Origin of the sequence: Methanolapillus africanus, assembly GCF_032714475.1 — an archaeon.
Lineage (GTDB): Archaea > Halobacteriota > Methanosarcinia > Methanosarcinales > Methanosarcinaceae > Methanolapillus > Methanolapillus africanus.
On the sequence record NZ_JAWDKD010000021.1, the window covers coordinates 1 to 13,473 of the forward strand.

At 45.0% G+C, this 13,473-nt stretch carries 8 protein-coding genes and 1 tRNA gene; 2 read left to right on the forward strand and 7 right to left on the reverse strand.

Annotated features, from left to right (window positions below):
* The first annotated feature begins 317 nt into the window (after positions 1 to 317).
* Entirely contained in the window at positions 318 to 1,949 is a 1,632-nt protein-coding gene (pheT, locus tag MsAg5_RS07440) for a phenylalanine--tRNA ligase subunit beta (protein WP_338099998.1), read from the forward strand.
* 199 nt (positions 1,950 to 2,148) lie between these two features.
* On the opposite strand, the gene MsAg5_RS07445 is transcribed toward pheT, so the two are convergent.
* The 6 genes from MsAg5_RS07445 to MsAg5_RS07470 form a co-directional block, all read right to left on the reverse strand.
* Entirely contained in the window at positions 2,149 to 2,622 is a 474-nt protein-coding gene (locus tag MsAg5_RS07445) for a peptidylprolyl isomerase (RefSeq protein WP_338099999.1), read from the reverse strand.
* 131 nt (positions 2,623 to 2,753) lie between these two features.
* Positions 2,754 to 2,838 (reverse strand) — tRNA-Ser (locus MsAg5_RS07450).
* A 110-nt stretch (positions 2,839 to 2,948) separates the two neighbouring features.
* Complete coding sequence (locus MsAg5_RS07455; protein ID WP_338100000.1) at positions 2,949 to 3,656, reverse strand: FKBP-type peptidyl-prolyl cis-trans isomerase; 708 nt, start codon at positions 3,654 to 3,656, stop codon at positions 2,949 to 2,951.
* A 259-nt stretch (positions 3,657 to 3,915) separates the two neighbouring features.
* Positions 3,916 to 5,106: an argininosuccinate synthase gene (locus MsAg5_RS07460; RefSeq protein ID WP_338100001.1), complete on the reverse strand. Its 1,191-nt coding sequence runs from the start codon at positions 5,104 to 5,106 to the stop codon at positions 3,916 to 3,918.
* A 797-nt stretch (positions 5,107 to 5,903) separates the two neighbouring features.
* The gene (gene carB, locus MsAg5_RS07465) at positions 5,904 to 9,116 is read right to left on the reverse strand and encodes a carbamoyl-phosphate synthase large subunit (protein ID WP_338100002.1); all 3,213 of its coding nucleotides are present in this window, start codon (positions 9,114 to 9,116) and stop codon (positions 5,904 to 5,906) included.
* A 2-nt stretch (positions 9,117 to 9,118) separates the two neighbouring features.
* Positions 9,119 to 9,385, reverse strand: coding sequence for a hypothetical protein (locus MsAg5_RS07470; protein WP_338100003.1), 267 nt, complete (start codon positions 9,383 to 9,385; stop codon positions 9,119 to 9,121).
* Positions 9,386 to 10,886: 1,501 nt separating this feature from the next.
* Here MsAg5_RS07470 and MsAg5_RS07475 point away from each other — a divergent pair.
* Entirely contained in the window at positions 10,887 to 11,270 is a 384-nt protein-coding gene (locus MsAg5_RS07475; protein WP_338100004.1) for a hypothetical protein, read from the forward strand.
* 77 nt (positions 11,271 to 11,347) lie between these two features.
* Here the strand turns inward: MsAg5_RS07475 and gatE are convergent, their stop codons facing one another.
* Entirely contained in the window at positions 11,348 to 13,261 is a 1,914-nt protein-coding gene (gene gatE, locus MsAg5_RS07480; protein WP_338100005.1) for a Glu-tRNA(Gln) amidotransferase subunit GatE, read from the reverse strand.
* Between the last annotated feature and the right edge of the window lie 212 nt (positions 13,262 to 13,473).

The window sequence follows — 13,473 nt, forward strand, 5'->3', positions numbered from 1 at the left end:
TTTCATTCAATTTCATTCAATTTCATTCAATTTCATTCAATTTCATTCAATTTCATTCAATTTCATTCAATTTCATTCAATTTCATTCAATTTCATTCAATTTCATTCAATTTCATTCAATTTCATTTAATTTCATTTAATTTCATTTAATTTCATTTAGATTTCAATTTGACCGGATTGTAAAGAGTCATTATGGAATGATTCATATATGAAAGAAAGGTTTTATACAACAAATTTATAACAGAATTTTACATATACTGATTTTTAATTTAATTTTTCAAATATAATTTTACAATTTATCGAATTAGGACGATAGTATGCCTGTTATTACGGTTGATAAAAAAGATTTAGAAACGCTTTCGGGAATGGATTCCCAAATAATTATCGATAACGTTTCCATGATCGGCGCGGAAGTCGAACGTTTGGAAGACGAATTTGTCGACATTGAATTTTTCCCGAACCGCCCCGACCTTTACAGCGTCGAAGGCGTCTCCCGCGCGATGAAAGCTTTTTTGGGCAAAAAGCCGGGGCTTTTGAAATATGACGTCGGTACGCCCCAAATAACCATCTCCGTTTCAGATGAGGTTTTAAAAGTTCGTCCGGTTCTCGGCTGCGCCGTTGTCCGCGGCCTTTCTTTTACGTCGTCGTCCATCAAATCGCTCATGGACCTTCAGGAAGATTTGCACTGGGCGCTTGGCCGCAACCGGAAAAAAGTATCCATCGGCGTTCACGACATGTCTCAAATCGTTCCGCCATTTACATATTCTGTGGAGTCGCCGGCCTATTCGTTCGTGCCGCTGGACCACACCGAAAAAATGTCCATGGCCGACATTTTAAAATCACATGCGAAAGGCGTCAAATTTGCGCACCTTGTGTGCGATATGGACAAATATCCGATCATCAAAGATTCAAACGGCAACGTTTTGTCGTTCCCGCCGATTATTAACGGAACGCTCACCTCCGTCACCGAAAAGACAAAAGACCTTTTCATCGACGTCACCGGAACCGGCAAAGAGGTTTACACCGCGCTCAACATCGTCGCAGCCGCCCTTGCCGAACGCGGCGGAAAAATTGAAGCCATTACGGTTGTGTCTCCAAACGGCGAGAAGAAAAATTATCCGGACATGGAACCGAAACCCTACATCATCACGCTTGAAGAAATCGAATCCCACCTCGGCTTTAAAATGAAACCGGAAGAAGTGATTCAATGTCTTGAAAAGATGGGGCACAACGCAACGGTTTTGTCCAAAAGTCCGGCGTCCTTTGAAATTATGGTGGCGGCCTACCGCGCCGACATTATGCACAAATACGATATTATCGAAGACGTGGCGATCGGATACGGTTATGCCAACATTCCGTCGGAACTTCCTCAAAACTACACGATGGGAAAAGCGCACTCGACTTCGTTGATTCGCCAATCGTCCTCCGATATTATGGTCGGTCTTCAATTTAATCAGGTGATGCCGTTTACGCTGACAAGTCCGCAAGTTCATTTTGAAAACATGCGCCGGCCGGTGACAAACGATGTGACTTATGTGCTCCACCCGATCAGCGAAGATCAAACAATGGTTCGGACAACGCTGCTTCCCGGTTTGTTGGAAATCTTATCCATGAACCAGCACCGTGAACTTCCTCAAAGCATCTTTGAAGTCGGCGAAGCGGTTGTCGGCGGAAAAAACAAACAAAAAATTGCAGCGGCATCCATTCACCACGCCGCCAATTTCACCGAAATTTCGGAAATCGTTGATGCATATCTCCGCGAAATGAGAGTAAATTACGAATTAAAAGAGTCGGAAGATCCCGCCTTCTTAAAAGGCCGTGTGGCGGACGTTTATGTCGGCGGCAAAAAGATCGGCGTTTTCGGAGAATTGCATCCGGGCGTTATTACTTCTTTTGAACTCGGCTATGCCGTCATCGGATTTGAAGCAGATTTGACCGATCTCTTCTAAATCCATTTTCTTTTTTTCTATTATTTTTTGATTTATTCTTGCTTTTCTTTTTTTCGTGATTTCATCTAAAGCGACCGCTCTTTTTTCAAAAAAGTCATCCAAAATGATTGCCATAACGCGCGCAGCTGCCCGCCAAAAAATGAAAAGAGACGAAGAATAGAGAAAGTAAAAAAGAAAATAAATGATTTAAGAATTAATCTTAAATCACGGTCGCTTTGATAATTTTAACGTCTTGAACCGGCTTGTCGCCTCTGGCGGTTTTGACATTGCCGATTTTGTCAACGACGTCCATGCCTTCAATGATTTCGCCAAAGACCGGGTGCTTGGAAGATGCCGGCGGTTTGTCCCAGTCGAGGTAGGTGTTGTCGACAAGGTTGAGGAAGAATTGGCTGCCGCCCGAGTTCGGTCCGGCGTTGGCCATGGAGATGGTTCCGCGTTTGTTGGAGGAGCCTTTCACGAATTCGTCCGGGATGGAGTAGCCGGGGCCGCCCATTCCGGTTCCAGTCGGGTCGCCGCCCTGAACCATGAAGTTCGGAATTACGCGGTGGAAAATAACGCCGTCGTAAAAACCTTGGCTGACCAATTTTTTGAAGTTGCCGGCTGTGATCGGCATGTTGTCGTACAATTTGATTTTGATGTTACCGAGTGTTGTTTCTAAAAGAACGGTTGTCATAATAGGTTCTCCTGTTCACTTAAATTTAATTATTGTATTTCGTTATATCCATAATAAATTCAGAATCATAGTTCTCATCATATTTTTAATCACATATCGTCAAAAATGGGAAGAGAATTATTTAAAAAAAGCGCGGAGAGGGAGATTTGAACTCCCGGGGTGCTGTGCACCACCGGTTTTCAAGACCGGCGCCGTGGGCCGCTTGGCTATCTCCGCATATTGAAATAAATTCGTCGTCAAACAAGCCATTAATAAGTTATTGATATATAATTATTTTGCAAAACGGAAAGCGCCGTGTTGAAAAAAAGAAAAAGACGAGAGTAAAATTACTCTCCGATTGCTTTTTCCATGATGGCGTCGACTTCGTTTTGTTCTTTGGTGACGCGCTCGACGAATTGGATTTCGGTCAAGTCTGTGTTGTCCAAGATTTCTTTTGCGAATTTTCCTTTGGCGATGAGCCATCTTTGGTTGAAGGTAATGCCTCTCGGGATATAGATCTTGGCAACCGATGCGTCAAATTCGAGTTCGATTTCTTTTAAACCGGTGTAAAGCGCTAAGAGACCGCGGATTTTTTCTTCGTTGGTGCTCAAAATGGCTTCAATTTTGTAATCGTAAACGACGTTTTTGCCGGCGAGCGGGCTGTTAAAGTCGATGGTGGCGCGGCGGCCGACGACTTTTGTCACGACGCCCTGGCGGCCGTCTTGTTCGATAATCATGCCGACATTTGCGCGTCCGTCTTTGAATTTGGATGTGGAAACGGAGGTGATTAAATCTTCTTGGGGAAGACCGAATGCGTTTTCCGGACCGATGACGACGCTGCCTTCGCAGCCGACTTCTTTGCCTTCGAATTCCGCGTCAAGACCGGCGATGGTGTGACCGCAGCCGACGACAACGACGTCGCCGCCGTAAACGCCTTGCGGGCTGTAGACGCCTTCGGTTTTGGCGACTTCTTCGTCGGTGGTGTCAAAAATGCGTCCTTCTTCAAACTTTCCGGTGTAGCTGACCCGGATAAAATCTCCTTTCTGTAATGCCATGGTATTCACCTGTAATGTAAAATATAAACATAAGAATAAAAATCGTAGAGCCAAAAATTTCGGAAAAAAGAATTGCCGAAATATAACGATTATACGAATGGATGACCATTAAACAAGATATTCCTTTAATAATCTTTTCCTATAAATAAAGGAACAAAATTCCGTATCAAGTCCGTTAAAAAAGTTGTTTGAATGTTGAAATCGCCTTGAATTTGCGACGCCAACATTCTGAAATTTTAAGAGTGTTATGTTGAAAAAGTTATTTGTTCTGCTTTTTCAAGCTTTGGTACATCCGGGCTTGGAATCCGTGGTATTTGCAGTAACCTTCGGCATCTTTTTGGTTGATGGTTTGGCTGTTGAAAGAAACCATGTCTTCGGAGTAAAGCGCAAACGCAGATTCGCGGGCGACAACGGAGGCGTTTCCTTTGTACAATTTCACTTTGACAGTTCCGGTGACGCGTTCTTGTGTTTTGTCGATGAAGGCGTTTAAGTCTTCGTAAAGCGGTTCCTTCACAAGTCCTTGGTAGGCGAGTTCGGACCACTGGGCGTCGACCATGGCTTTGAATTTGAGTTCGGCGCGGCTGAGGACCAATTGTTCCAAGTCTTTGTGGGCTTTGAGAAGAACGGTTGCGGCCGGGTGTTCATAGTTTTCACGGGCTTTGAGTCCGAGAACGCGGTCTTCCACGAGATCGGAGCGGCCAACGCCGTTTTTGCCGGCGGTTTTGTTGAGTTCGCGGATTAAATCGACGCCTTTCATTTTCTTGCCTTCGAGCGAAACCGGAACACCGTTTTCGAATCCGATTTCAATGGTTGTCGGGGCGTCGGGCGCTTTTTCGGGAGAGACGGTCCATTCGTAGATTTCTTCCGGCGGCACGAAGTTCGGGTCTTCGAGGCGGCCGCCTTCGATGCTGCGGCTCCAGAGGTTTTCGTCAACGCTCCACGGTTTGTCTTTGGTCGCGGCGACCGGAATGCCGTGTTCTTTGGCGTATTCGATTTCCCATTCGCGGGTCAGGTTGAGTTCGCGCATCGGCGCGATGACGTCAAGACCTGTGGCGCGGAAAATGGTTTCAAAACGGAGTTGGTCATTTCCTTTGCCGGTGCAGCCGTGGGCGAATGCGGCAACGTTTTCTTTTTCGGCGATTTCCGCGACTTTGATGGCGATGAGCGGGCGGGCGATGGAGGTTCCCATGACGTAACCTTCGTAATCGCCGTTGGCTTTGATGAGCGGGAAGATGTAATCGGAAACGAATTCGTCTTTCGCGTCAATGGTGTAGTGTTTGTCGCTGATTTTTTTCGCTTTTTCTTCCGCGTTTTTGACTTCGCTTTCCGGCTGGCCGACGTCGACGGAAACGGTGACGACGCTGTCGTAGCCGTATTTTTCTTTCAGAAGCGGAATGCAAACGGACGTGTCAAGACCGCCCGAGTACGAGAGGATTGCTTTTTTTGCCATGTTCTCACCTGGATTTCAATAATATTGAAAATTTGGTGGATATTTCAACGATTCATTATATTAATCTTTGTCCGACTCAGGAGGGTTTTGAAAGAGAAGGGGTGGGTTTTTTGAGGGCGGCGGTGGCGCGCGCGTTATGGCGGCACTTTTTCGTCGACTTTTCAAAAACGGTGGCTGTTTTTTGGAAGCGTCAAGCAATAACCTCGCAAAATCAGACGCGATTCGCGTCTGTATTTTGCAGATACCGTTTTCAGATGCAATTGACAGAGACAGAAGATGCAAATCGGATTCGGAAATATCTGTATTTTTGGAAACAGTAGATGCAGATCGGACCAAGAAACAAGTGTATTGTTGAAAACAGCAGATGCAAACTGAAATCTAAAAACAGTCAACTGCAGGTGCAAATTGGAATTTAAAATAATAGTGAACTGTAGGTGCAATTTGTTACTGTAAATCAACGCATCTTACTGGCGGAAATCCGCAAAATACAGACGCAAAGCGTCTGATTTTGCGGGATGGTTTGTTTGAACATTCAGAATAAACAAAACCAAACGTTTAGCGACCGAAGGGAGCCGTTCGCGCAGCGAACTTTTGGAAACAGACTCACACCGCCACTGAAAAATTCCTAGCGAAGCGACGGAATTTTTGCGTCAGAATTTGCGGGATGGTTTGCTTGAATTAAAACAAAAAACAACAGCCGGCATAAAAGAAATCGTCAAAAATGATCGCCATAACGCGCGCGCAGCTGCTCACCCAAGAAGAAAAGACAAAAAATAAGAAAAGAAAAAACAAGGAGTTTATTCCTTGTTATAGTCTTGAATCGACTTAATTGTCATTTCTTTTTCTTTCGCGGCTGTGATGGCCTTGGCCGAAATCTTGGCGCTTTGGAGCGTCGTGATATATGGAATGCCGTAATCGACCGCTGTGCGGCGGATTCTGGAACCGTCCCGCTTGGATTTTGTCTTTTGGGTCGGCGTGTTGATCACAAGGGCAACTTCATTTTTCCGGATCCGGTCAATGACGTTGGGGTTGCCTTCGTGGACTTTCAAGACGATGTCCATGGAAACGCCGTTCTTTTCCATGAAAGCGGCGGTTCCGCGGGTTCCGATCATTTTAAGACCGGCTGCGCTCATTTCTTTGGCGACGAGCAACATGTCGTCCTTGTCTTTGTCGCGGACGGACACGAAAACGTTTCCTTCGAGCGGCAAGGCGTTGTCGGCGGCCATTTCAGCTTTGTAGAACGCCAAATCGAAACTGTAATCGATGCCCATCACTTCGCCGGTACTTTTCATTTCCGGGCTGAGGAGCGGGTCGGCGCCGGTTAATTTGTCAAACGGCAAAATAACTTCTTTGACGGCGACGTGTTTGATTTGCGGTTCTTTGTCAGCGATGTAACCTTGTTCTTTTAAGGATTTGCCGATCATCACTTTGGCGGCGATCTTGGCCAACGGAATTCCGACGGCTTTGGAGACGAACGGAACAGTCCGGCTGGATCTCGGATTTGCCTCAAGGACGTAAACTTTGCCGTTTTGTTCGGCCATCTGGATGTTGATCATGCCTTTGACTTTGAGCGCCAGAGCGATCTTTTTGGTGTAATCGCGGACGGTGTCCATAATTTCCGGAGACAAAGTTTGCGCCGGAATGACACAGGCGGAGTCGCCGGAGTGAATACCGGCTTCTTCGACGTGTTCCATAATCGCGCCGATGAAAACGTTTTCGGCGTCGCAGACGGCGTCCACGTCGATTTCACGGGCGCCTTCGAGGAAGTCGTCAATCAGAATCGGGTGGTCTTTGGAGACACGGACAGCTTCTTTGATATATTTCTCAAGCTCGTCGCGGTCGGAAACAATTTCCATTGCGCGGCCGCCGAGAACATAAGACGGACGAACAAGAACCGGGTAGCCGATTTTATCGGCCACGTCGTACGCTTGCTTTTCGGAAGTAGCGTAACCGGCTTCCGGCTGCAAAACGCCGAGTTTTGACATCATGACGTTGAACTTTTCGCGGTCTTCGGCAATGTCCATGTCAGCCGGCGTTGTCCCCAAGACTTTGGTCGACATATTCCGGCGCTTTAATTCTTCTTCCAAGGGAATCGCTAAGTTGACAGACGTTTGTCCGCCGAACTGAACCAAAACCCCGTACGGGTTTTCCTTTTCAATGACGTTCATGACGTCTTCGAGCGTGAGCGGTTCAAAGAATAATTTGTCGGACGTGTCGTAGTCGGTGGAAACGGTTTCCGGGTTGTTGTTGATAATATGAGTTTCAATGCCTTCTTCCCGAAGCGCTTTGACGGCATGGACGGTACAGTAGTCGAATTCAATGCCTTGACCGATGCGGATCGGACCGGAACCCAAAATCAAAACCTTTTTCTTTTCAGCGGTTGCCACTGACAGGTTCTTCATGTCGTATTCTGTGTAATAATAGGGCGTGAACGCGTCCAGTTCTTTGGCGCAGGAGTCGACCATGCGGTAAGCGGAAATAATATTTTCATTGAGACGCATGTCTGTAATTTCAACGCGCGATTTCTTAGACAGCTCGGCGATTCTTTCGTCTGTGAATCCTTTCTTTTTGGCGTCCATGAGCAAGTCTTTTGTGAGCGGCTCTTTCACCAAACGGTCTTCCATGACAACGAAGTTTTTAATTTTCTCGATAAAGAACGGATTGATTTTGGTCAAACCGGAAATGGCTTCAACGGTGTAGCCTCTTCGGATGGCGTGAATGATGGCAAAGATGCGTTCATCGGTCGCGACTTTAAGCAAACTGATGATTTCTTCATCCGTCCAGCAGTAGTCGTCAACGCTTTTCCCGAGGTCAAGGCCGCGGATGGCTTTTTGAACCGCTTGTTCAACGGTTGCGCCGATCGCCATCACTTCGCCGGTGCTTTTCATGGATGTTGTGAGCGTGCGGTCGGCGGTTGTGAATTTGTCAAACGGCCAGCGGGCCATTTTCGCCACAATATATTGAACATTGGGTTCATAATTGTCGGATCCGACTTTGACGCCTTTGATGATTTCATCCAGGGTTTTGCCGATCGCAATTTTTGCGGTCACGCGGGCAATCGGGAATCCGGTGGCTTTGGAAGCGAGAGCGGATGAACGGGAAACACGCGGATTGACTTCAATAATCCGGTAATCGCTGGTTTCAGGGTTGTAAGCGAACTGGACATTACAGCCGCCTTCAATGTTTAAGGCGCGGAGGATTTTAATGGCTGCTGCGCGGAGCATTTTTTTGTCGTCTTCCGGCATGGTTAAAATCGGTGCGACGACCATGGACTCGCCGGTGTGAATGCCCATCGGGTCAATGTTTTCCATCGTACAGATGACAATACAGGTGTCGTTTTTGTCGCGCATGACTTCGTATTCGATTTCTTCCCAGCCGAGAACGCTTTCTTCGATGAGAAGCTGGTGAATGCGGCTCTTTTTCAAACCGCGTTCGGCGATTTCAAAGAGTTCTTCTCGAGTGTGCGCAATGCCGCCGCCGGCGCCGCCGAGCGTGTAAGCCGGACGGATAATGAGCGGAAGCCCGAATTCTTTAATGGTTTCTTCGACTTCTTCCAGGGATGAAACAGCTTTACTTCTCGGGACGCGCTCGCCGATGCTGATCATGAGTTCTTTGAAAAGCTCGCGGTCTTCGGAAATTTGAATGGATTTGACTTGTGTTCCGAGGAGTTTGACATTATATTTCTCAAGGATTCCTTTTTCGGCCAGTTCGGTGGTCATGTTCAGACCGGTTTGTCCGCCGATGCCGGCAATAATACTGTCAGGTCTTTCTTTTTCAATGATTTTTTCAATAATTTCGGCTTTGATGGGCTCGATATAAATCGCATCCGCCGTTTCAGGATCCGTCATGATGGTGGCCGGGTTGGAGTTCACCAGGACAACTTCAAATCCTTCTTCTTTGAGAGCGCGGCAGGCCTGAGTTCCCGAGAAGTCAAATTCCGCCGCCTGGCCGATGGTAATGGGGCCGGATCCGATCAGTAAAATTTTGTGGACATCTTGTCTTTTTGGCATATTTAATCCTCAATTGTTTTTGAAAATAAAGAAAAAGAAAAGAGAGAAGATAAGAGGGAAAATAAAGAGAGAAAAAATGAAAAAAACGAATATAAAAAAGAAGAGAAGTCAAAATCAGATAAAGTGCGTTTAAATGAAATACAGTCCGATAATGGGCGTGTCATTTCATCGGCATGCGCAGGTTTGACGCATGAGGGCGGTTTTTTGGGATAGCGGTGGTTCATGCCATTCGCCGATTTTCCAAATTCCGTTCCAAGTAATTCTGTCAAAATAATCAATCCGATTTTTTAGTTGACTTAATGGGTTGCGCACATTTGCGTGTATAAGCCTCTAAAAGTGGATTGATAATTCTTCAAATATATAACTCCTCTGTTCGAAAATGTCATGAATATGTGTGTATTAAAGCTGAAAAACCCGTAAAATATTAAATGACAAATTCGAAGCGTCGGCAATAAAAGGGAAACAACAGACGTCAAAGTTGAATGATATAATTTCATTTAGCTTTTGATAGCACAAAATTTTTCGGTAAAATGTCCCCCGTTTGACGGCCGGAAATAATCTGACGGATCAAAAATAACAAAATGATTTGAAACATTTAAAATTAGAAATAATATAAAAATACCCATTAGCTGATTCAAGCAAAAGTACTATATATTTTGAAAAGATAGTGGGTTGATATTGATACATCCTACAAACGAAAATACGATTTTTCGTTATCGGATTTATATCATCTATTTTGTTTCTTTCAATTGTTTAATTTAGAACGAGTAGAAAAGGATAATTCGCCACAAACTATCCTTTTCTCTTTCACACATTTCTTCCAATTCAAAGATTTTTGAGTCTAGTTGAGTTATTGAAAAATTTCAGCCCAACACTGACAATAACCTACTAGGAATATCTCGAATAAATACTTATCGTTTAACATCTAGGATTTGATAGCAATATTTTCGACAATTGCTAGAAATGACCTATCTTTTTCTACGACATTTTCCAAGTATATTCAAAATAATACAAATTCATATCAAAATGTATCATTTTTGATGTGTTTTGCTAAGAATTATTTAAAAATATAAAATAAAACGATAGCAAGAGATATTGTTTGAGAACTAGCTTGGAAAATATCGTCAAATTTAGCAAACTTTGGGGAATCCTAGAAATTTGCTAGAAACATATCCATTTTCCGCTATAAAATATTGATAACAACGTATATAGATACTGTTTTTAAATGATAGCAAATTATATCAAATAAAATAAATGTGTTTATGAAAACCCCTTGAATTTCGATCCGAATATCAAGATGGCTGCAAAAGTTTTATAGATTAAGCTATTTATCGTAAGGCAGCTCAAAATAAAATTTCAAAAAAACTATCATAAATCTATTCATTTCTAGCTGCAATGATAGCAAACATCCGTTTATTTTGCCGACCGGATCTTGAATACGATGAATACACCAAATAAAATAGCATCCATTAGCGTTCTGATAGTAGTTCCTACCTGAAGAAAGGCTGAACCAGTCAGAAAAAAGATCAAAAATAAAACAAAACATACTTGGCAGACAGATCGACAATAAAAATCCGGAAAAATCATCCAAAAGACCGCAATATTTTTGCGCCGGATGCAATAATGATAAATACAGAAAAAAGTATAATGTTTGATAGATTTTTGATATGATTCAATAAAAAGGCTTGACATAACATGACAGATCCTATTGATTTAAATGATAGCAGGGCGTCGGATGACAAAACCGATAAAAAAGCACTGCAGATGAGGATGCCGGCAGACGATGGCAAGGCAGGCGACGACAAAAAACAGCTTAATGTTCGAATTTCGACCGAACTTTATAAAAAACTGGAATTGGCTAATGAGCCGAAAGGCATCATTGTGACAAAAGCGCTTGAAAAGTATTTGGAGCCGGACACTGCCTCAGCCGTTTCCCAAGAATATGTGGACGCCCTGATCAAACAACTGACCGTCAAAGACGAACAGATTGCAGCCCTTTCCCGGCAAATGGAAACAAAAGATGAGCAGATCATGGAGCGCGACAACACGACGAAGATGCACATCGCCCAGGTTCAGACATTGATTAACCAATTGGATAAAAAGCAGTTGGAACTTGAAAGCGCCAAAAATAAAAAATGGTATCAGTTTTGGTGATACCGGAATTTAAAAACTTATTTTAAAAACGAAGTATATAAAAAAGTAAAAAAAGAAAGTTGATAAACTTTCTTTAATTAACTCATTTTCCCGATCTTCTCACGAAGCATCGCATTCACGACTTTTCCATCAACCTGGCCGCGGTATTTTTCCATGACAAGACCCATGAGCGGTCCGGCCGCATTTAAGCCTTTCTCGGCGATGAAATCCTTTTTCTCAGCAATGATTGAATCGACATAAGCTTCGAGTTCGCCCATATCCAATTCTTTAATACCGAGTTTTTCAACCGCTTCAACAATCAGGCAGCCGGATTCGTTGCAGACGACGACCAAAATGTCGCGCGCGGCGTCTTTGGAAAGCCCGCCTGCGGCAATTAAATCGAAGAGTTCCTCGAATTGAACGTCTGAAATCGAATCAATGTTCAGGCCTTCGCGTTTGAGTTCCGGCAAAACGCCTGTAAATGTTCTGGCGATTAAGGTCGGCGACACAGAGTCGTTGCCTTTGTATTTGTTAGCCAAACGCTCAAAGAGCGGCAAATACCTGGAAAACACAATCTGGTCCGCAAAGTCCTTGTTCAAGTGGTATTCTTTCATGAACCGGGCAGCTTTGTCAGTCAAAAGTTCCGGCGTCGGGTGGTTGTCGTATTTCTTCCGGCTGAGCGCAAACGTGTACAAATCGGTTTCCGGATACATACGGGCAGCGCCCGGCAGCGGACGCATGTAAGACGTGTTGCCGTCCGGAAGGGCGTGGCGCGTTTCGTTGGGGATGCCGACCAATAAATCGTCAGCGCGCTGCAAAACGGATTCCATGGCTTTTCGAACAACGCTTTCGCGACCGGAAATCATGACGACGGCGTCGTCTTCTTTGGCGCCGACAAAATTCCGAAGCGCGTCAACTTCTTCTTGCGTAATGCCGTAGTTCGGCAGCTCGTCTGTATGGAATAATCCTGAAACACCGACTGCTTTCGCGCGTTCGGACAATTCGGTGCCGATCCGGCGGCCCGGCATGATTTCCCGGCCGACGAAACCGTCAAAACCGTTGAGACGAATCGCAATGATCCGGCGGTCTTTGGCGCTTTTTTGAATCACTTTGGAACTTGTGTCCTTAAAAATCTCAGTGGCGTCAAACATTTCATGACAGATCGACGCGCCCTTGGCAAGCAGCTCGTCCCGAACCTGAAGAAGATTCACCTGGCGGCCGATTTCGCGGCAGATGAGTTCGTCAATCATGTTGAGCGCCTGAACGCCTTTCATTTCAACACGGGCGCCGTCACGAATGGAAACGTTGACGTCCTGGCGAATCGTACCGATGCCGCGCTTCACTTTGCCGGTGGAACGCAGGCACATACCGAGATAAGCCGCCACTTCATAGGCCTGTTCCGGCGTTTTTATATCCGGTTCGGTCGCGATTTCAACGAGCGGAATGCCGAGGCGGTCCAATGAAAAGATAATATATTCATTCGTTTCCTCAACTTTCGGCGCGGATTCTTCCTCCAAACACAAACTGGCGATGCGGCATTTTCCGGATTCGGTTTCAATCCACCCGTTTCCGGCGATAAAAGATGTTCTCTGATAGCCGGCCGGACCGGAGCCGTCCACAATGATTTTACGCATGGTGTGAACGCGGTCCACCGGAACCAAATGGAGTAATTTGGAAATAGATAACGTGATGTCGAGCGCTTCCGGGTTAATCGGCGCCGGACCAGCCTCGTCAATGTCGCCCAAACACGTTGTGTCGTAGACTTTGTAGATGTTTTGTTTGCGGGCTTTTGTCTGTTCGATGGCGGCCGCATCCATCATACCCAAGTTGTTGGCCTTCGGGCGTAAATACCGGCGCAGCTCGTGCGTGGATTCCGTCACGTCGCGGTAAATATTCGGGCAGCGGCAGTGAAGCTTTTGTTCGGAAGCCACCTGCTGGTGAATTTCCAGACCGACTTTCAGTCCGAGCGCTTCATAATCATATTTCGATATGGTTTTTGTTTCGTTGCTCATAGTCAAAAGTCCCGTAATTTGATTAAAAAAAGAGTGACGAACGTATCTTTTATAAATGTAACCCAAATGAATCGTCGTTCATCATTTTTCATAACAATTCATTCGGATCATATAAATCGATTTTTAAAAGTTAAAGAAATTAAATGGCATGCAGAGAGCTTGCGCGATAAAATGAAAATAAATTTAACTTTTGATGCGAATAAGATTTGTCA